Genomic DNA, 19,449 nt, shown 5'->3' on the forward strand with positions numbered 1-19,449 from the left:
GTGTGGTCCTTGCATCTCTTTCGAACCGCGGCGCCCGCGTCGGCCTTGCTGCGCAAGCGCACGCTGCTCTCCTTTTCATTCGAGGAACCTGCAATGCAACAACAGACTGTGGTGCTGATCACCGGCGTCTCGTCCGGGATCGGGCGCGTGGCCGCCGCGCGTTTTGCCGCGCGTGGCTGCATCGTCTACGGCACGGTGCGCAATCGCGCTGGCGCAACACCGCTGCCGAACGTGGAGCTGGTCGAGATGGATATCCGCGATGCAGCGTCCATCAAACGGGTCGTCGATGGCATCGTCGGGCACAGCGGCCGCATCGATGTATTGGTCAACAATGCCGGCGCCAACCTGGTGGGCGCGGTGGAGGAAACCAGTGTCGAAGAGGCCGCCGCACTGCTGGACACCAATGTGCTGGGCATCCTGCGCACCCTCCAGGCGGTGCTGCCGCACATGCGTGCACAACGTGCGGGACGCATCGTCAACGTCAGCTCGGTGCTGGGGTTTCTGCCGGCGCCGTATATGGGCGTGTACGCCGCCTCCAAGCACGCGGTGGAAGGGCTGTCCGAATCGCTGGACCACGAGCTGCGCCAGTTCGGTATCCGGGTGACATTGGTGGAGCCGGCGTATACCAAGACCAGCCTGGGCAGCAATTCGCCAGTGGCGCAGACCCCGATTGCCGAGTACGACCGCGAACGTGGCGTGGTCAGCCGTGCGGTCACCGGCCATATCGACAACGCACCGGAACCGCAGGACGTGGCCAGCACCGTGGTGGACGCCGCGCTGGGCGCATGGCGCATGCGTCGCACGCCCCCCGGGCAGGCATCGCTGCTGCGCAAGCTGCGCCGCTTCATGCCCGCCGGTGCGGTGGATGGCAGCCTGCGCAAGCAGCTGGGTCTGCGCTGACGCGTGGCGGCCGCGTCGTGCCAGCCACTGCGTGCATCGTGACGCCCGCCGAGTGCAGCGCCGGCCCTGCACCGGGCCGCGTCCTGGACCAGCCATACGCCGGCGCGGCGGGATGGCTCGCCGCAGCCGACCACCCGGCCCGGCCTGCCGCCCCGCGATGCCATGCGGCATCCGCGCCGGCGCGCGGTCCCGGCGACGGCGCATCACTGCATCGCCCTGGGCGCGGACGGTTCAGGCCACTGCGGGCAGTGCGGCAGCTGCCGGGAGTGCGATGAAACCGCACATGCACCTCACCGTGCAGATGGCGGCCGGATACGGGGTGGAACCGGGAAGCTGGCGCTGGCCAGGGGAGAACCCGGCGGCGTTCATCGACGTGGACACCTTCGTCAAGGCGGGCCGGATCGCCGAGCGGGGCCTGGTCGATGCCTTCTTCATGGACGATCGTCCCGGCATTACCAACGATCTGTCCGGCGAGCCGCCGCACAGCGGGCTGGACCCGCTGGTGGTGCTGGCGGCGATGGCGGCGGCCACCGAACGTGTCGGACTGGTCGCCAGCGTCTCCACCAGTGTCAACGAGCCTTACACCATCGCCCGGCAATTGCGCTCGCTGGACCATCTCAGCCAGGGGCGCATGGGCTGGAACGTGGTGACCACCAATGCGCCGGCGGCACTGCAGAACTATCTGGCAAGCGCGCCCCGACCCGAGCACAAGCATGTGCGCGCGCGCGAAGTCTGGCAGGCCGTGCTGGCGCTGTGGGGGAGCTGGCCCGACGATGCCCTGCTGCTGGACGTCGCGGCCGGCCGCTTTGCGGCGACGCACCGGCTGCGTCCGATCAACTTCCGTGGCCGCCATGTCGCATCGCGCGGGCCGTTGGGCCTGCCGCCTTCGCCGCAGGGCATGCCGGTGGTGTTCGCGCCCGGCGATGGTCCGTATGGATTCCGGTTTGCCGCACCGGGCGTGGAGGCGGTCTACAACCAACCGCTGGATCTGGCCGCGGCACGCCGCTACTGGCGCACGCTGTCCGAGGCGCTGCGGCGCCAGTCGCGTGCGCCGGACGAGGTGACCGTGTTCTCCTCCGTGGTCACCTCGCTGGCGTCCAGCGAGCGTGAGGCGCTCGACCGTCGCGCTGCACTGGACGCGTTGGGCAACCCGCAGGCACGCCTGCGCCAGCTCGCGGCGATGCTCGGGGTGGAGGCCGAGCAGCTCGACCCCGACCGGCCGATCCCCGTGCAGAGGCTGCCGCAGCCGGTTCCCGCCAGCGCCGATCCGCGTGCGCAACGCGCCTACGTGCTGGCGCTGCAGGGGTGGTCGCTGCACGACATCCTTGCGCATGGCGTACTCGGCCATCACCCCGTCGCCATCGGCACGCCCGAGCAGGTTGCCGACTTCCTGGAAGCCTGGTTTCGCGCCGACATCGGTGGCGGGTTCACCATTCTCCCCGACGCGGGCCTGGGTGCCCTGACCGATTTCGTGGAGCAGGTGGTGCCGATCCTGCAGGCGCGTGGCCTGTTTCGTCAGCGCTATACCGGGCAGACCTTGCGTGACCATCTCGGCCTGCCGTACCGCAACGGCCCGGTGCCGGGCTGAGCCCCGTCTACCGGCGATCGCAGGGTGCCGCCAGGTTGGCGGTGGTGAGGGCGCGCCGGCACCGCCGCGCCACGATTCACCCAGACCGGCCACGTGGCCTCACAATAGGCGGCCAGTTCCGGAACGATGTCGCCATGCGCAAGACCTACCAGCTCAACCTTGAAGGCAAGAACCGCGATCGTCTGCTGGAGTCCAGCAAGCACGATATCCGCAAGTACATCCGTCGCGAGCGCCGCAAGGAGTTGCCGGAAGGTGCGGACTACTGGGACTTCGACATGCGCTTTGGCGTGGACGAAGCCAGTGCGCAGCCGCTGCCGCCGGCAGAGCTGATCCGCGCGATCAACACGCTCACCAGCGAAGGTGGCGACCAGTTCTTCGTGGAAATCCTGCGCAAGCCCGCCAAGCGCACCCCGCGCACCGACGGCGATGCGCTGGCCGGCGGCGAGCTGGATTTCGAGCAGGACTGAGCGCCGCTCTCATGACGACTGCGCCGCCGCCATGACGGCGCGGCCGGTGCTCTGGACCGGCATCCAGCACGCGTGCACCGCAGTGCCCTTGCACCGTCCACTCCTAGGTGTCAGCTGCTGTCGTGCGCTTGAAGCGCGGCTTTCATCGCGGTTGCGCAGCGGCCGGGCAGGCGATGCTGCAGGCCGGGAAACAGCTGCACTCTGCAGGCGCTGAGGTTGCGCTGCGGCGTCCGTAGCTGACGGATGCGGATCGCCAGGTTGTACGCCAGCTTCGTCGCGCTCCGCACAAGGCGGCATTTGTCGCCATGTGGTTGGCGGCGAACCGGACCTGCGCGGCTTTACTGCGGCAACGGGGTCCTGCCACCGCGCGTCGCCCGCGGATCGAGGTGCCTGCGCAACGCGATGTACCGCGCTGCTGGCGCGTCAGTCCGGTTTACTCGCAGCCTGCGCAGCCGCGCGCAGCTTGTCCTTCTTGCTGGGCCGCTTGCCCTTGATGCCGCCGTTGTCGTCGGCTGCGCGGATGGGCGCGCCCGCAGCGGGCGCGTCGCCGGGCGTCGGTTCGAAGCCGGGGACGATCTCGGGGGCGACACGCAGCGCCTGGCGTTTTTCGATCAGCCGCCATTGCTGGGCGTTGTCGGCGGTGACGAAGCTGATTGCCACGCCGCTGGCGCCGGCGCGTGCGGTGCGCCCGATGCGGTGGGTGTAGTCGACGGTGGAGCGGGGCAGGTCGTAATTGAGCACCGCCGGTAGCGCGTCGATGTCGATGCCGCGCCCGGCCAGATCGGTGGCCACCAGCACTTGCACCTCGTGCTGCTTGAACGCGCGCAGCGTGCGTTCGCGGCGGCCCTGGCTCATGTCGCCATGCAGCGGCTGGACCGTGATGCCGGTCTTGCCCAGTTTTTCGGCGACCTTCTCGGCGGTGTGGCGGCTGGCGACGAACACCAGCAGCTGCGGCCATGCGTGTTCCTGCAGCAGATGACGCAGCAACTGCGTGCGTTGGCCGGCATCCACCGTGATCGCGCGCTGTGCGATTGCCGGTGCCTGCTCCGGCGTGGCCTCGATGGTGATGCGCAGCGGGTCGCGCAGGCGGCGTTTTGCCAGCGCGGCGATGGCCGGCGGATAGGTGGCCGAAAACAGCACGCTCTGCCGCTGCGCAGGCAGCAACGCCAGGATGCGATCGAGCTCGGCGCCGAAGCCCAGCTCCAGCAGGCGGTCGGCTTCGTCCAGCACCAGCGTGGCTACCCCGCTCAGGCGCAGCGCGTTGTGATCGACCAGATCCAGCAGCCGGCCTGGCGTGGCTACCACGATGTCGGCGCCACCGCGCAGTGCGAGCAGCTGCGGATTGATCGAACTGCCGCCGGTGGCGACCACCGTCTTCAGGCGCCGCGGCAGATGCGCCGCCAGCTGGCGCAGCGTGTCGTCCACCTGTGCAGCCAGCTCGCGGGTGGGCACCAGTACCAGCGCGCCGAGCACGCGCGGTGCGCTCTCCGGCGCCAGCATGCGTTGCTGCAGCAGCGGCAACGCATAGGCCAGGGTCTTGCCCGAACCAGTCTGCGCCATTGCAATCAGATCGCGTCCGGCCAGCATCGGCCCGATGGCCTGTTGCTGGATCGGCGTGGGCGTGCGCACGCCGGCCTTGGCCAGCGCGGTATCGAAGAACGGCTGCAGCTGCGGCGACAGCGAGAGATTGGAAAAGGACATGCGCCGATTATCCAGGCATTGCACCGCAATCGCTCGGTCGCTCTCAATCGGAGTTTCCGGCGAACACTGCGTCGGTCCGCAGCGGCCTTGCCGCCAGGCCGCAGATCGCCGCTCGACAACTCAGCCGCGCGACAATCCAGGCTCGCAACCGCCGAATCGTTGGCCTGCGGATGGCAGCCGCCAGGCTAGCCGCGCCCATCCAGCGATGGGCAAGGCCAGTTGCCCGCTGCGCCTCAGCTGGCCAGCGCCAGATCGTCCAGCATCGCGCGCAGGAAGCGCGCCGCTTCGCCGCCGGTGGCGGCGCGGTGATCGAAGGTCAGCGACAGCGGCATGACCTTGTGGGTTTCCACCCCGCCCATGACCGGGGTGAGCTGATAGCGCGCACGGCCGGCAGCCACGATCGCCACGCACGGCGGCACCACCACCGGTGTGGCGTAGCGGCCGGCGAACATGCCGAAGTTGGATAGCGAGATGGTGTAACCGCTCAGTTCCGAGGCGGCGATGCTGCGGCTTTCCACCTGCTGGCGCAGGCGGTTGACGCCCTCGCGGATGCCGTGCGCATCCAGCATGTCGGCGTTGCGCAGCGCGGGCACGAACAGGCCTTCTTCGGTGTCCACCGCGATGCCGACATCGACCTGATGGTGCAGGGTGCGGCTGAGAGCATCGCCATCGAACCAGGCGTTGAGCGCGGGCACTGCCTGGCACGCGCGCACGATGGCGCGCACCAGGCGCACGGTCACGTCGTTACCGGGCTGCCAGGCATGCAGGTCGGCGTCGTCGTTGAGCGTGGTTGGCACCACCTTGCTGTGCGCATCGGCCATCACGCGTGCCATGTTGCGGCGCACGCCCTTGAGCTGTTCGGGCTGGCCCTTGGCGCTGATGCCGGGCGATTGGGTGCGCATCGGCTTGCCGCTGGCTGAGAGCGGCGAGCGGGCAGAGCTGCCCTCATCCGCCCTGCGGGCACCTTCTCCCGCAGGCGGGAGAAGGGTCGCCGTTCTGCCGTCGGCAGCGATCGCAGCGGCTCTCCCACCGTCACCCATCGAACCACCTCTCCCACTGTCACCGATCGAACCACCTCTCCCACCGCCAGCGATTGCACCACCTCTCCCGCTTGCGGGAGAGGTCGGCGCGCCATGCGCGCCGGGTGAGGGCTGCGCGGTGCCGGCGGCGGCTGCCTGCTTCACATCTGCCAGCGTGACCGTGCCGTCCGGCCCGGTGGCGCGCACCTGCGCCAGATCCACGCGCAGCTTGCGCGCCAGTGCCCGCACCACCGGCATCGCGCGCACGCCGCCGACGGCGATGGCCTGCTCGCTCTGCACGGTGTCGGAGCTTTGCATCGCGCCCACCACGGTACCGGCGTCGTCGCGCTGCCCGGTGCCAGCATCGGCATCGGCATCGGCAATTTCGCCGCCGTCATCGGAGGCCACCACGCGCTCGGTGGGGCCGGCCGCGCTCTGGCCGGTGCTCGGTGTCGTGGCCTGGGCGGCGTGACCATGCCCGTGGCCGGTATCCTGGCCATCGGCGCGCTGGGGCTGCGAGGCATCCAGCGCAAACTGCGCCAGCATGGAACCGGTCACGATCACATCGCCGGCCGCGCCGGCCAGCTTGACCACGGTGCCGGAGAACGGCGAGGGCACGTCGACCACCGCCTTGGCGGTTTCCATCGACACCAGTGGCTCGTCCAGGCGCACGCTGTCGCCCTCCTTGACGAACCATTCGACGATGGTGGCATCCGGCAGGCCTTCGCCCAGGTCCGGCAGATGAAACGTCTTGCTTTCGCTCATGGCAGATTCTCTTGCGCCGCAGGCACGTGCGGCGTGGTGTCGTCGAGGAGTTCCAGGTCGGCCGCCGGCAGCCAGCCCTGCGCGCCGTCGGCACGCTCGGACCACCACCAGCCACCATGTTCGTGGTGCAGCAACACGTCCTCGCCGGTGTCGGCGGTGAGTTCGCGTGCGTCGTAATCGCGCAGCGCTTCGGCCATGCCGTCGCCCAACGGGCGCAGCCAGGCCAGCGGCGCCCAGCCGGCACGGCCGTCGCCGGTGGTGACCCAGGCGAACGCCGGCCATTCTTCATCGCGTACACCCACGCTGACCCGCTGGCCGGCCTGGAAGCGGACCGGGTTGGCGTAGGCGGCGCGGTGCGTGCAGAGCAGACGGGCGCGCATGTCAGCCGGCAGCTACAGCGCGCCGTGCGGCAGTGACGATGCGCTCCACGCTGGGCAGGTACTTCATTTCCAGCCGGAACAGCGGGATATGCGTGTCGTAGCCGGTGACGCGTTCGACCGGAGCGCGCAGGTCGTACATGGATTTTTCGGCCAGCTGCGCGGCGATTTCCGCACCGAAGCCGGCAGTGCGCGGGGCTTCCTGCACGATCACGCAGCGGCCGGTCTTTGCCACCGATTCGGCGATGGTGTCGAAGTCCAGCGGGCGCAGCGTGGCCACGTCGATCACTTCGGCGCTGATGCCTTCGCCAGCGAGTGCGTCGGCCGCTTCCAGCGCTTCCTTGACCTGCGCGCCCCAGGTGACCAGGGTGACGTCGGTGCCATCGCGCAGCACGAAGCACACATCCAGCGGCAGTGCCTCGCCGTCGTTGGCCACCACTTCCTTGTACTGGCGGTAGATGCGCTTGGGCTCCATGTAGATCACCGGGTCCGGGTCGCGGATGGCGGCCAGCAACAGGCCGTAGGCACGCTGCGGCGAGGATGGCAACACCACGCGCATACCGGGCACGTTGGTGAAGATGGCCTCGTTGGCTTCGCTGTGGTGCTCCGGTGCGCGGATGCCGCCGCCCCACGGCACGCGCAACACCATCGGGCAATGCAGACGGCCACGGGTGCGGTTGCGCAGGCGCGCGGCGTGGCAGATCAGGTGATCGACCATGGGATACACGAAGCCATCGAACTGCGCTTCGGCCACCGGCTTCATGCCCTGCGCGGCCAGGCCCACGCTCAGGCCGGCGATGGTGGTTTCGTCCAGCGGCGTGTCCAGCACGCGTTCGCTGCCGAAGCGCTGCTGCAGGCCGGCAGTGGCGCGGAACACGCCGCCATTGACGCCAACATCCTCGCCCAGCACCAGCACCGCGGGGTCGTGTTCCAGCTCCCAGGCCAGCGCCTGGGTGATGGCTTCGATCAGGGTGATGGGCGAACTCATGGCAATTTCTCCGCGCGTTGCAGCGGCGTTGTAAGGAGCACTGGCGTGCTGCGACGTGTCGGCGGGCACATGCTTGAGCTCATCCATGACGCGTCTCCAGGGCCATCACCTCGGCGCGCTGTGCCAGCAATGCGGCCGGCGGGTCGCCGTAGAGGTAATCGAACATCGCCTCCACCGGTTGCACCGGCGTGTTCAGGTACGCGTTGACCTCTTCGTCGACGCGCGCGCCGCATTCGGCTTTCCACGCGTCTTCCTGCGCCTGGTCCCACAGGCCCTGCGCGGTGAGATAGCGGCGCAGGCGCAGCAGCGGCTCGCGGGTCCAGGCCTGTTTGACTTCGTCTTCGCCACGATAGCGGCGCGCGTCATCGGCCGTGGTGTGATCGGTGAGGCGGTAGGTCATGAACTCGATCACCGTGCCGCCGTCGCCGGCCAGCGCACGCACGCGCGCCTGGCGCATGGCTTCGAGCACCGCAATCAGGTCGTTGCCGTCCACCTGCAGGCAATGCAGGCCGCCGGCCAGGCCTTTTTGCGCCAGGGTCTGCGCGCCGGTCTGCGCCGAACGCGGCACCGAGATCGCCCAGCCGTTGTTGATCACGCACAGGATCAGCGGCAGCTTGTAGGCACCGGCCGAATTCAGTGCGGCATAGAAGTCGGTCTTGGAGCTGCCGCCGTCGCCGCAGCAAGCGACCGCCACCTGTGGCTTGTTCTGCAGCTTGAACGACAGCGCCGAGCCGGCTGCATGCAGGCACTGGGTGGAGATGGGCACGCAGATCGGGAAGTCGATGGCCGCATCGGCGTCGCGCGGATAGTCGCTGCCGCGCTCGTCGCCACCCCAGTACAGCAGCACATCGCGCGGGCGCACACCGCGCTCGAACATGGTGCCGTACTCGCGATAGCTGGGCGCGAACACATCGCCGCTGCGCATCGATGCACCGATGCCCACGTGGGTGGCTTCGTGGCCAAGGCTGGCCGCGTAGGTGCCGAGCTTGCCGGTGCGCTGCAGGGCCACCGACTTGGTGTCGAAGGTGCGCACGAACAGCATGCGCTTGAACAGGGCGAGCAGGGTCTGCGGATTGGCGGCGTCGGCCGGAAGGTCGTCGCGGACGAGGTTGCCGTCCGCATCCATGTATTGCAGATAGTCGATCTGGAACTGCGCGGCTACGCTCATTGCGGCGACACCTTCATCAAGAAGTTTCAAATGATATGAGTTGCCATGTTAAGGACGGCGGAGCAAAACGCTGTCCTGCACCGCAGCACACAATGATGCTGGGATGCACAAAAAAAAGGGCGCGGACCAGGCCGCGCCCTTTGTCGCAGTAACCCACTGCGACGTGTTGCAGTGCGATCAGCGGCGGCTGTTGCCCCCGCCGATCGGGGTGACGATCAGCGCCGTGTTGTCGGCCGGATTGGCATCGGGCGAGCTGGAGCTGGCCGTGGCCTGCACCCGCACCGCGCCTTCGGCCGGGAGTGGCTTGGTTGCCACGGTCAGCTGGAAGGCGGCCTGCGCGCCGGGCACTACCACCGCCGCAGTGCTGCAGACGAAGCGGGCGCTGCGCAGCGATTGCACCTGCTTGTCGCAGCGCCAGCCCTGCGGCGGCACCAGCTGCGACAACGCCGACACCGTGTTGCCTTCGATCACCAGGCTGGGGCGTTGCGCCGGTGCGGCGCCGATGTTGCTCAACAGCACACTGTAGCTGGCATTGAAGGCGGTGGTCGGCAGACTGGTGGGGCCGTCGAAACGCACCGCCAGGTCGCTGCGGGGTTGCGGCCGTGCCTGCACCGAGACCGTCGCGGTGTCGGTGTTGTTGTCCGGCTGCGGGTCGGGAGACTGCGAGGCGACCGACCCCGCCAGCATCACGGTGCGGCCTGCCAGTTCCGAGCCAGTATCGAGTTGCACCGCAAAGCTCTGCATGGCGCCGGGGTTCAATGCGGGCAGATTGCAGGTGAACGTGGTCTGCGTGGCGTTGGTCTGGTTCTGGCAAATCCAACCGGTCGGCGCTGTGATACGCGCCGGCACGGGCAGGTCGAACACCAGCGCCAGCGCTGTAAACGGTGCCCGATCCGGCCCACGGTTTTCCACATCCACGGTGTAGTCGATGCGCTCGCCTTCGGTGACCTGCGCACGTGCGGCCGTGACTGCCACGCCCAGGTCCGCGTTGACCTGTTTGGTCATGCGCAACAACACCACGGTGGGATCGTGATCGGACAGTCGCGTCGGTGTATTGGCATCGTTGCGCGCGGTGCCGGGGAAGTCGGCATTGATGCGCGCATGGCCTACCAACAACGAGGCGATCTGCGGCGTGCGCATCAGCGCATCGCTGGCCAGGATGTGGTCCAGCGATTGCACGTTGCCGTCGAAGGCGTACGAATAGCTCTGGTCGGGCGTGTTGAACCAGGTCAGGTCGGTGTAGTCCGGGTTGACCAGATCGGCGCCATCGCCGCCCACCACGGTCTGCGCATCCGGCGCCGGTTTGCCGGTGACGGTGCCCATCGCATCCACATAGCCGTCGTTGAACTCGAAGGCGTTGAAGTCGCCCATCACCAGCACTTTTTCGTCAGGGATCACTTGCTGACGCGTCTGCAGCAGGCGCGCCAGGTACTCGGCCTGCGCCTGGCGCTTGGCGCGGATGCGGGTACCGGCCGCATCGTCGGTCTCGGCGCCGTTGAGCGAGCGCTGATGCACCACGATGGCGGTCAGCGGCAGCGTGCGGCCATCGGCCTGATGCACGTTGGCGCTGAGCACCAGCGGCGGGCGGTCGTTGAGCAGGCTCACGCCGCCGGCCGGTTCGGTCCAGGTGGCGGTCTTGCCTTCCTGCGCGATGGAGAGCACTTCCACCCGCGGCACGCCGCCGGCGACCCAGGCGGTCTTGACCAGGAAGCCGACGTCGATGCCGCCGACGTCGTTACCTTCCTGCAGGTAGGCCACGTATTGCGGATTGGACTGCCCGCCGGCCACTGCGTCGGCATTGATGCGCGCCGCCAACGCCTGCAATACGCTCAGGCTTTCCACTTCCACCGTGCCCAGGATGTCGGGCAGATGCAGATAACGGCGGATCGCCAGCGAGGCCTTGTTGAGGCGGGCCTGGAACGCGACCGGCGTGAGTACCGGTTCGCCGATCGCCGGGTCGTTCTGGTCGTCGAAGAAGCGTTCCATGTTGTAGGTCGCCACGGCCACGTCGTCAGCCTGCGGCAGCGGTGCCGGACGCGGTTTATCCGCATCGTTGCAGACCACCTGCGGGGTACGTTCCGGGTATAGCGTGTAGCGGCGGAAGCTGTAATCCAGCGGGCCGACCACATTGAACACCATGCAGCCGGAGGCCAGATCCAGCCGCTCGCCACCCACGCCGGCACTGCCGACCGCGATCACTTCCGGGTTGGTATTCCAGCGCGGCACCCCGGCTGGCGAACCGGCCGGCAGCGGGTCGGGCAACTGCACGCCCGGCTCGCGGAAGGCGCGCGGCACGCCGGTGACCACCGCATGGAACACGCCATTGCTGGTGGCCGTGGCATTGGTCTCGTTGACGCTGCCGCCGGTGGGCGCATTGACGGTGAGGCTGGCGGCGGCCACGCGCATGCCTTCCAGCGCTTCGAGCTGGTCATAGGCGCCGTTGGGGTTGGGGAAGTCGGGGCGCAGGATTATCGGCGACGGCAACGGGTTGCCGGTGGAATCGGCCAGCACGGTGACGCTGCCGCCGATTTCGGTCAGCGGTGGCTGGGTCGGGTCGGCGGTGGGCACGTATTCGATCACCGTGCCCTGCACGCGCACGCGGTTGCCGATGGCGGCCGCTTCCGGCGGTGCGCTGCCGGTGTAGACGTACACGCCTTCGGAGGTGGCCGGGTCGCCATCGCCTTCGGTATCCGGCGCCTGCAGGAAGAACCCGGCGCTGCGGCGTGCGGTGACGATGCCCGAGGTGGCGACGACCTGGCCGTCCAGCGGCGAGCGGGCGCCCTTGCCCTGGATGGCGTGGATCGGCAGCAGGCTGAAGTCGTCGTTGAGGATGGTGCCGGTGGCACTGAGCGTGGCCGGCAGCGCGCCGGTGACCCCGCTGATCTGCAGGCGGAAGCTTTCATCCGGCTCGGCGATGGTGTCGCCTACTACGTCTACCGCAATGCTGGCAGTGCGTTCGCCAGCGGCGATGCGCAGGGCAGTGGCGGGCAGGGCGACGTAATCGCTGCCGGCGGTGGCGGTGCCATCGACGGTGGCAGCGGTGAAGCTCACCCCGCCCGCGCCGGCTGGCTGGCTCAGGCTCAGCGTGAACACGACGCTGCGGGTGCCGGTATTGCCCTCGGCCTGGCTGACATCGGCCAGCGTGGCGATCGGCTGGCCGACGCCGCTGCACAGGCGCGCACCGCTGGCGCTATTACGCGGTGCCGGCGCGCCGGTGGCGAAATCGGCTGCGTTGTTGTCGGTGTCGGTGCAGCCTTCGTTGCCGCGCAGCACCGCCAGCGTATTGCTGGGCGCTGCCGTGGGTGCGTTGCCTTCGGCGCAGCTGGCATTGCTGCCATAGCCGACCAGATCGGCGTAACCGGTGGGGCAGGTGCCGCTCAGCGCCGCGCTCGCATTGCTCAGCGCCACCTTGCCGGCGGTGCCGCTCATGGCCAGCGTGCCGGTGGCGTCGGGCGTGGGCAGCGCCACGCTGCCGCCGCTGCCATCGGCCTGCTTGACCAGGTAATAGCCGCCGGCCGGCACGCTGCCTGCCAACGGGGTGACCTGCCAGCTGCTGCCGGCGGCCGAGGCGTACTGCACCGACCAGCCGTCCAGGCTGACCGTGCTGCTGCCGATGTTGTGCAGCTCGATGAAATCGCTGCGGAGGGTGGCGCCGCTATTGCCGCCACCGCCGTAAACCTGGCTGATGACGACCTGGGCATTGGCATGGCCGGCTAGCGCCAGCCCACACAAAAGTAAGGCTGCACGACACTGCAACACTGGCATGAGATGAGAGTCCCCTGGATCCTTGAGACGTGAAACGCTCCCCTGGTCCGGCCACGTCCCTGGCCGGCAGCGCCGTTCGATTCTGCATGAATTTGCAGACCTTGGTTGACGATAGGGTGACAGCGGCGCAGTGGATGCGACTGCGCCGGACCCCTGCTGAGTGGTTCAGAGATGAAAGAAGCGGCCTCGACACGGAGGGCCGAGCGTGCCACTCGTGCGTACGGGTTTTCTACGAGGGACCTGCGCAGGTATCTCGCTGGCCCCGATCCCCTCAGGGAAGCCCGCCGGGGGTGCAAGCAGCCAAGCCAAGGCCGGCATGGCCATGGCCGAATACTCCCCGCCATCCGCCATCCGCCATCCGCCATCCGCCATTCCCCATTCCCCATTCCCCATTCCCCATTCCCCATTCCCCATTCCCGAATCCCGAATCCCGAATCCCGAATCCCGAATCCCGAATCCCCGCCGCTGCGCTACCCTGCGTGGCCCGATCTTCAGCGCTGCGCCATGCCCGTCGACAAGAACCTACGTGACCTGGAACCCGGCATCCACACCGATCTGGAGGGGCGGCTGACCTACGGCGGCTATCTGCGGCTGGACCAGCTGTTGTCCGCGCAGCAGCCGCTGTCCGAGCCGGCGCATCACGACGAAATGCTGTTCATCATCCAGCACCAGACCTCCGAGCTGTGGCTGAAGTTGCTGGCGCACGAACTGCGCGCGGCCATCGTGCACTTGCAGCGCGACGAGGTCTGGCAATGCCGCAAGGTGCTGGCGCGCAGCAAGCAGGTGCTGCGCCAGCTCACCGAGCAGTGGTCGGTGCTGGAGACGCTCACGCCCAGCGAGTACATGGGCTTTCGCGATGTGCTCGGCCCCTCGTCGGGCTTTCAATCGCTGCAATACCGCTACATCGAGTTCCTGCTCGGCAACAAGAACCCGCAGATGCTGCAGGTGTTCGCCTACGACCCGCAGGGCCAGGCGCGGCTGCGCGAAGTGCTGGAAGCGCCGAGTCTGTACGAGGAATTCCTGCGCTATCTGGCACGCTTCGGGCACGCGATTCCGCAGCAGTATCAGGCCCGCGACTGGACCGCCGCGCACGTGGCCGACGACAGCCTGCGCCCGGTGTTCGAGCGCATCTACGAAAACACCGACCGCTACTGGCGCGAGTATTCGCTGTGCGAAGACCTGGTGGATGTGGAGACGCAATTCCAGCTATGGCGCTTCCGCCATATGCGCACGGTGATGCGGGTGATCGGATTCAAGCGCGGCACCGGCGGTTCCAGCGGCGTGGGATTTTTGCAGCAGGCGCTGGCACTGACATTTTTCCCGGAACTGTTCGACGTGCGCACGTCGGTGGGCGTGGACAGCCGCCCACCGCAGGGCAGTGCGGTAAGTTAGAGCGCGCTGAAGCCCCTCTCCCGGTGGGGCGATAAGGCATTGCTTGCGCGCACGGGCGCGCTTGCCTTGGAGCGCCCGCGCCGCGAGCGCGGGCCGGGGCGCGGAGCGGGGGTTGGGGTGAGGGTACGGGCTTCATCCCCTTGGGTCAGCCAGATTTTCCCAAGGCGAGTCCCGTAATCGGCACCATCCAGCGACACCGCACCCTCATCCGCCCTACGGGCACCTTCTCCCGGCGGGAGAAGGGAATGCAGGCATGGCCGCCATGTTCTGAGCCCCTCTCCCGGTGGGGCGATAAGGCATTGCTTGCGCGCACGGGCGCGCTTGCCTTGGAGCGCCCGCGCCGCGAGCGCGGGCCGGGCCGCGGAGCGGGGGGTGGGGTGAGGGTACGGGCTTCATCCTTTTGGATCAGCCAGAGCCAAGGCGAGTCCCGCAACCGGCACCATCCAGCGGCACCGCACCCTCATCCGCCCTACGGGCACCTTCTCCCGGCGGGAGAAGGGACGGCGCGGCGGTAGGGGATAAGGGGGGGCACTGCCGACGCAGACGCTTCGGCACCATCCTTGGCACTGGCAATGGTCTCGCACACGCAGGTGGGATACCCATCACACCTGCCAAATCACACCCAATCCAACCACTGCCATCAAGCCGCCGACTCCGGCGAATTTGACGCGTACATGACGTCTAAGTGATCCTCGCGCGTCGCCCAGGGTTCGGCCCTGGTGCACCCAGCCATTACTGAATACGCAAGGGACTCCACATGAGCGTTGACGCAACTGCGCCGACATCCGCTTCCACTCCGCCGCAGCCGCCTGCGCCTCCCGAGTTCCCCACGTTGCTCGGCCACCCCCGGCCGCTGTGGATGCTGTTCATGACCGAATTCTGGGAACGCTTTGCGTTCTACGGCATTCGCTGGGCGCTGGTGCTGTACATCGTGGCGCAGTTCTTCGGCGGCGATGCCACCGGCCAGGCGCCGGCAGGGCGCACCTACGGCGCGTATCTGGCGCTGGTGTATGCGGCGGCGATCTTTGGCGGCTACGTGGCCGACCGCGTGCTCGGCTACCAACGCTCGATCCTGGTGGGCGCGGCGGTGATGGCCACCGGCCTGTTCCTGATCGCCATTCCCGACCACACCATGTTCGAGATCGGCCTGGCCACCGTGGTGGTGGGCAACGGCCTGTTCAAGCCGAACATCTCCACCATGGTCGGCAAGCTGTATTCGGTGGCCGATCCGCGCCGCGACAGCGGCTTCACCATCTTCTACATGGGTATCAACCTGGGCGCGATGATCTCGCCGGTGCTGACCCAGCTGCTGGCCGAAAAGGTGTTCGGCACCGAGGCGATGCCGGCGTACAAGATGGTGTTCATGGCCTCCGGCGTGGGCATGCTGGTGAGCCTGGTGTGGTTCTGGATCGGCCGCGCCCAGCTCAAGGGCATCGGCGCGCCGGCACCGCACGCGCAGGGCCTCGGTCGCGTGCTGATGGTGCTGGTGGGCTGCCTGCTGGCAATCCCGGGTGTGTACTTCCTGCTCGCCGTGGGTGCGGACGTATTGCAGATCGTGCTGACGGCGCTGTTCATCGGGCTGTCGGTGATGCTGCTGGTCGAAGGCATCCGCGAGGGCAAGGTGCAGCGCGACAAAGTGATCGCGATGCTGATCATCTTCGCCTTCAACGTGCTGTTCTGGATGTTCTTCGAGCAGGCCGGCAGCTCGTTCACCTTCCTGGCCGACAACATCGTCAACCGCAACTTCGGCAGCTGGACCTTCCCGACCGCGTGGTTCCAGTCGGTCAACTCCATCGCCATCATCGCGCTGGCACCGGTCATTGCCTGGATCTGGGTCAAGTCCGGCCGCTTCAATCCGTCGATTCCGCGCAAGTTCGGCCTGGGGCTGATCTTCAACGGCCTGGCCTTCCTGCTGCTGATGTTCGCGCTGTCCAGCCTGGTGAGCGATGCCGGCAAGATCCCGTTCTGGACCTTGTTCATGGTCTACGTCATCCAGTCGGTGGGCGAGCTGTGCCTGTCGCCGATCGGTCTGTCGATGGTGACCAAGCTGGCGCCGGTGCGCCTGGTCGGTTTCGGCATGGGTGGCTGGTTTTTGTCCACCGGCATCGGCAACAACCTGTCGGGTATCTTTGCCGGGCATGTCAGCGGAAGCGAAGGCATGAGCGTGGCGTCGGCGCTGGGCGGATATACCTTCGGGTTCTGGGCGCTGGTGGGCGCCGGCGCGCTGCTGTTCCTGATCGCGCCGCTGATCAACAAACTGATGCATGGTGTGAAGTGAGGAGAAAAGCGATGCCGATCAAACCCCTGGTCTGTGGCCTGTTGCTGACGGGCCTGTTGAGCGCCTGCGGGCAGCCCACCGAGCAACAGGAGGCGCCACGGCCGCTGGATACGTCGATGCAGAAACCCCCCAGCGCCGACCCCAGCCAGCCGGTGTCCTCGGGCAACACGCCGACCGCGGCCGATATCGCCGCGGCGGCCGCACTCAACGCGCAGTACGACCCCTCGCGCGATCCGGCGGCGGATCTGGAAACCGCCAAGGTCGAGGCCAAGCGCGGCGGCAAGCGCATCGTGCTCAATGTCGGCAACGCCGCCTGCGAGCCGTGCAAGGCGTTGGACGAGCTGATGGGCGGCGACGCCGAGCTGCGCAGCTTCCGCGATGCGCATTTCGTGGTGGTCAAGGTCAATCGCGATGCGGCCAATGAAAACGCCGCGTTCCTGTCGCAGTTCGCCCAGCTCAACGACTACCCGTCGCTGCTGGTGCTGGACAACGACGGCAAGCTGCTAACCACCCAGGCCGGCCCGGAGCTGCGCAAGGGCGAGGGTTTCGATCGCAAGAAGCTGTTCGATTTCCTCAAGCAGTGGGCACCGCCAGAAGCCTGAGCGCGCCTCACGGTGCGGCGTGCGTGCAAGCGTGTGGCCGGGCAGTGTCTGCGAGGATGCGCCGAGGAGCGGCCCCTCATCCGGCGCGTTGCGCCACCTTCTCCCGCAAGCGGGAGAAGGGAGTGTGGTTGGCTGCGCATTGGTCGGAGCGCTTCCTTCTCCCGCTTGCGGGGGAAGGTGCCCGCAGGGCGGATGGGGGGGCGAGCGAAGTGTGCCGTCAGTCCTTGCCTGCCATGGGTGGCAGCCGGTCCCTGGTCAGCCGAACAATCAGGTGCTTCAGCAACGGCTGCCCGTCGGCGCTGAAGATCGACATCAGCCACTGGTCCATCTCGCTGACCAACGCAGCGACGGTCTCGTAAACCTGGCGCCTTCTCCCGCGCGCGGGAAAAGGGAGTGCGGTTGATTGCGCATAGGCCGGAGTGCTTCCTTCTCCCGCAAGCGGGAAAAAGGAGCGTGGCTGGATGCGCATTGGTCGAAGCGCTTCCTTCTCCCGCTTGCGGGGGAAGGTGCCCGCAGGGCGGATGGGGGGCGAGCGAAGCGCGTGCCGTCAGTCCTTGCCGGCCATGCGTGGCAGCCGGTCCCTGGTCAGCCGAACAATCAGGAGCGCTTCCTTCCCCCGCTTGCGGGGGAAGGTGCCCGCAGGGCGGATGGGGGCGAGCGAGGCCTGCCGTCAGTCCTTGCCGGCCATGCGTGGCAGCCCGTCCTTGGCCAGCCGGTCGATCAGCCGTTCCAGCAGTTGCTGTTCCTCGTCGCTGAACACCGACATCAGCCGTTGTTCCATCTCGTTGACCAGCGGCGCGACGGTCTCATAGACCTGGCGCCCGGCCGGCGACAGTGCCAGCATCGAACGGCGGCGGTCGTCGCCATGGGTTTCGCGGCGGATGAAGCCGCGCTCCAGCAGCCGGGCCACTGCGCGGCTCACTGCCACCTTGTCCATCGCGGTGCGGTCGGAGACCTCGCTGGCCGAAGAACCCGGATACAGCGCCAGGATGGTGATCACCCGCCACTCCGGAATGGCCATGCCGTAACGATCGCCGTATACCTTGGCGATGTTGCTGCTGATGCGGTTGGACAGCACGCTCAGCCGATACGGCAGGAACTGCTCCAGGTTGAGCAGCACGGGGTGTTGCGGCGGATGGGGGGCGTCGTGATCGCTCATGTTGCACTGTGTCTTGATTTTGGTTTCATTTGCAACTACAAACGGAGGGTGGCCTGCGCATTCTCGCGGGTCTTCTGCTAGTCCGCATAGCCCTGCGACGCCCCAGCGTGGAGAAACGACGATGAGCGCACAACCGAACACCACTGTAGCCCGCCCGGATCCGGGTATGCAGGTCACCACCTTCGACAATCCGATGGGCATCGACGGGTTCGAATTCGTCGAGTTCGCGGCACCGGCCGGCCAGGCGGCGCAGCTGCACGACTATTTCCGCGCGATGGGCTTCAGCGCCGTACTGCGTCACCGCAGCCGCCCCATTACCGTCTATCGCCAGGGCGGGGTCAACTTCCTGCTCAACGAAGACCCCGATTCGTTCGCGGCCGATTTCGCCGCCGCGCACGGCCCCTGCGCCTGCGGCTTTGCCATCCGCTTCCGCACGCCGGCCGACACGGTGCTGCAGACGGTGCTGGGCAACGGCGGCGAAGCGGTGCAGAACAAGCCCGACACCCGCGCGGTGCCGGCACCGGTGGTCAAGGGCATCGGCGACTGCATGCTGTACCTGGTGGACCGCTACGGCGATGCGGGCAGCATCTACGATGCCGACTTCGAACCGATCGAAGGCGCCGACCAGCACCCGGCCGGCTTCGGGCTGACCTTCATCGACCACCTCACCCACAACCTGTATTTCGGCAACATGCAGCGCTGGTCGGATTATTACGAGCGCTTGTTCAACTTCCGCGAGATCCGCTACTTCGACATCAAGGGCGCCAAGACCGGCCTGGTGTCCAAGGCGATGACCGCCCCGGACGGCATCGTGCGCATCCCGCTCAACGAATCGTCCGACCCCAAGAGCCAGATCAACGAGTATCTGGACGCCTATCAGGGCGAAGGCATCCAGCACATCGCCTGCTTCACCGACGACATCTACACCAGCGTGGAGAAGATGCGCGCCGCCGGCGTGAGCTTCCTGGATACGCCGGACACCTATTTCGACGTGGTGGACCTGCGCATTCCCGAGCATGGCGAAGATGTCGAACGCCTGCGCCGCAACAAGATCCTGATCGACGCCGACCCGGATACCAAGCAGCGCAAGCTGCTGCAGATCTTCACCATCAACTGCATCGGCCCGATCTTCTTCGAGATCATCCAGCGCAAAGGAAATGAAGGCTTCGGCGAAGGCAATTTCCAGGCGTTGTTCGAGAGCATCGAGCGCGACCAGATCAAGCGTGGGGTGCTTTGAGGGCGGGGATTGGATATTGGTGATTCGGGATTCGGGTCAGCTG

At 67.5% G+C, this 19,449-nt stretch carries 15 protein-coding genes; 7 read left to right on the top strand and 8 right to left on the bottom strand.

From position 1 onward, the window contains the following. Nucleotides 1-93: 93 nt before the first annotated feature. The 3 genes from ACCQ10_RS02145 to ACCQ10_RS02155 all read left to right on the top strand — a co-directional run bounded on the left by ACCQ10_RS02145 (nucleotide 94) and on the right by ACCQ10_RS02155 (nucleotide 2,955). On the top strand, nucleotides 94-900 hold the full coding sequence (locus tag ACCQ10_RS02145; RefSeq protein ID WP_047693936.1) for an oxidoreductase: 807 nt from the start codon (nucleotides 94-96) through the stop codon (nucleotides 898-900). Nucleotides 901-1,171: 271 nt separating this feature from the next. Then, the gene (locus tag ACCQ10_RS02150) at nucleotides 1,172-2,488 is read left to right on the top strand and encodes an NtaA/DmoA family FMN-dependent monooxygenase (RefSeq protein WP_372362056.1); all 1,317 of its coding nucleotides are present in this window, start codon (nucleotides 1,172-1,174) and stop codon (nucleotides 2,486-2,488) included. Nucleotides 2,489-2,622: 134 nt separating this feature from the next. Continuing rightward, a complete protein-coding gene (locus ACCQ10_RS02155) occupies nucleotides 2,623-2,955 on the top strand; it encodes a DUF6172 family protein (protein WP_039407940.1) in 333 nt (110 codons plus the stop codon). A gap of 423 nt (nucleotides 2,956-3,378) precedes the next feature. Here ACCQ10_RS02155 and ACCQ10_RS02160 read toward each other — a convergent pair whose 3' ends face one another. The 6 genes from ACCQ10_RS02160 to ACCQ10_RS02185 all read right to left on the bottom strand — a co-directional run bounded on the left by ACCQ10_RS02160 (nucleotide 3,379) and on the right by ACCQ10_RS02185 (nucleotide 12,738). After that, entirely contained in the window at nucleotides 3,379-4,656 is a 1,278-nt protein-coding gene (locus ACCQ10_RS02160; RefSeq protein WP_372362057.1) for a DEAD/DEAH box helicase, read from the bottom strand. A 233-nt stretch (nucleotides 4,657-4,889) separates the two neighbouring features. Further along, nucleotides 4,890-6,440: a dihydrolipoamide acetyltransferase family protein gene (locus tag ACCQ10_RS02165; RefSeq protein WP_372362058.1), complete on the bottom strand. Its 1,551-nt coding sequence runs from the start codon at nucleotides 6,438-6,440 to the stop codon at nucleotides 4,890-4,892. Then, complete coding sequence (locus tag ACCQ10_RS02170; protein ID WP_104579316.1) at nucleotides 6,437-6,820, bottom strand: SH3 domain-containing protein; 384 nt, start codon at nucleotides 6,818-6,820, stop codon at nucleotides 6,437-6,439. The genes ACCQ10_RS02165 and ACCQ10_RS02170 overlap by 4 nt, the downstream gene beginning before the upstream one ends. 1 nt (nucleotide 6,821) lies before the next feature. Continuing rightward, nucleotides 6,822-7,892: an alpha-ketoacid dehydrogenase subunit beta gene (locus ACCQ10_RS02175; protein WP_372362059.1), complete on the bottom strand. Its 1,071-nt coding sequence runs from the start codon at nucleotides 7,890-7,892 to the stop codon at nucleotides 6,822-6,824. After that, the gene (gene pdhA, locus ACCQ10_RS02180) at nucleotides 7,885-8,973 is read right to left on the bottom strand and encodes a pyruvate dehydrogenase (acetyl-transferring) E1 component subunit alpha (protein WP_372362060.1); all 1,089 of its coding nucleotides are present in this window, start codon (nucleotides 8,971-8,973) and stop codon (nucleotides 7,885-7,887) included. Before pdhA ends, ACCQ10_RS02175 begins: the two co-directional genes overlap by 8 nt. A gap of 177 nt (nucleotides 8,974-9,150) precedes the next feature. Then, on the bottom strand, nucleotides 9,151-12,738 hold the full coding sequence (locus tag ACCQ10_RS02185; protein WP_372362061.1) for a lamin tail domain-containing protein: 3,588 nt from the start codon (nucleotides 12,736-12,738) through the stop codon (nucleotides 9,151-9,153). 504 nt (nucleotides 12,739-13,242) lie between these two features. On the opposite strand from ACCQ10_RS02185, the gene ACCQ10_RS02190 reads away from it, so the two are divergent. The 3 genes from ACCQ10_RS02190 to ACCQ10_RS02200 all read left to right on the top strand — a co-directional run bounded on the left by ACCQ10_RS02190 (nucleotide 13,243) and on the right by ACCQ10_RS02200 (nucleotide 17,010). Further along, nucleotides 13,243-14,130 (top strand): tryptophan 2,3-dioxygenase, encoded by an 888-nt coding sequence (locus ACCQ10_RS02190; RefSeq protein WP_372362062.1) that lies wholly within the window; start codon nucleotides 13,243-13,245, stop codon nucleotides 14,128-14,130. Between the two features lie 757 nt (nucleotides 14,131-14,887). Beyond that, nucleotides 14,888-16,408 carry a peptide MFS transporter gene (locus ACCQ10_RS02195; RefSeq protein ID WP_039412692.1) on the top strand — a complete coding sequence of 507 codons (1,521 nt, stop codon included), beginning with the start codon at nucleotides 14,888-14,890 and terminating at the stop codon, nucleotides 16,406-16,408. An 11-nt stretch (nucleotides 16,409-16,419) separates the two neighbouring features. Continuing rightward, a complete protein-coding gene (locus ACCQ10_RS02200) occupies nucleotides 16,420-17,010 on the top strand; it encodes a thioredoxin family protein (RefSeq protein WP_039412695.1) in 591 nt (196 codons plus the stop codon). Nucleotides 17,011-17,227: 217 nt separating this feature from the next. Here the strand turns inward: ACCQ10_RS02200 and ACCQ10_RS02205 are convergent, their stop codons facing one another. Further along, nucleotides 17,228-17,479: a hypothetical protein gene (locus tag ACCQ10_RS02205; protein WP_372362063.1), complete on the bottom strand. Its 252-nt coding sequence runs from the start codon at nucleotides 17,477-17,479 to the stop codon at nucleotides 17,228-17,230. A gap of 201 nt (nucleotides 17,480-17,680) precedes the next feature. Then, nucleotides 17,681-18,169: a MarR family winged helix-turn-helix transcriptional regulator gene (locus tag ACCQ10_RS02210; protein ID WP_039412698.1), complete on the bottom strand. Its 489-nt coding sequence runs from the start codon at nucleotides 18,167-18,169 to the stop codon at nucleotides 17,681-17,683. A 121-nt stretch (nucleotides 18,170-18,290) separates the two neighbouring features. Between ACCQ10_RS02210 and hppD the strand changes: the two genes are divergently transcribed. Next, nucleotides 18,291-19,406 (top strand): 4-hydroxyphenylpyruvate dioxygenase, encoded by a 1,116-nt coding sequence (gene hppD / locus ACCQ10_RS02215; protein ID WP_372362064.1) that lies wholly within the window; start codon nucleotides 18,291-18,293, stop codon nucleotides 19,404-19,406. Nucleotides 19,407-19,449 lie beyond the last annotated feature (43 nt).

This window comes from Xanthomonas sp. NCPPB 1325 (assembly GCF_041477645.2).
In the GTDB taxonomy this organism is placed as follows: Bacteria; Pseudomonadota; Gammaproteobacteria; order Xanthomonadales; family Xanthomonadaceae; genus Xanthomonas; species Xanthomonas cannabis.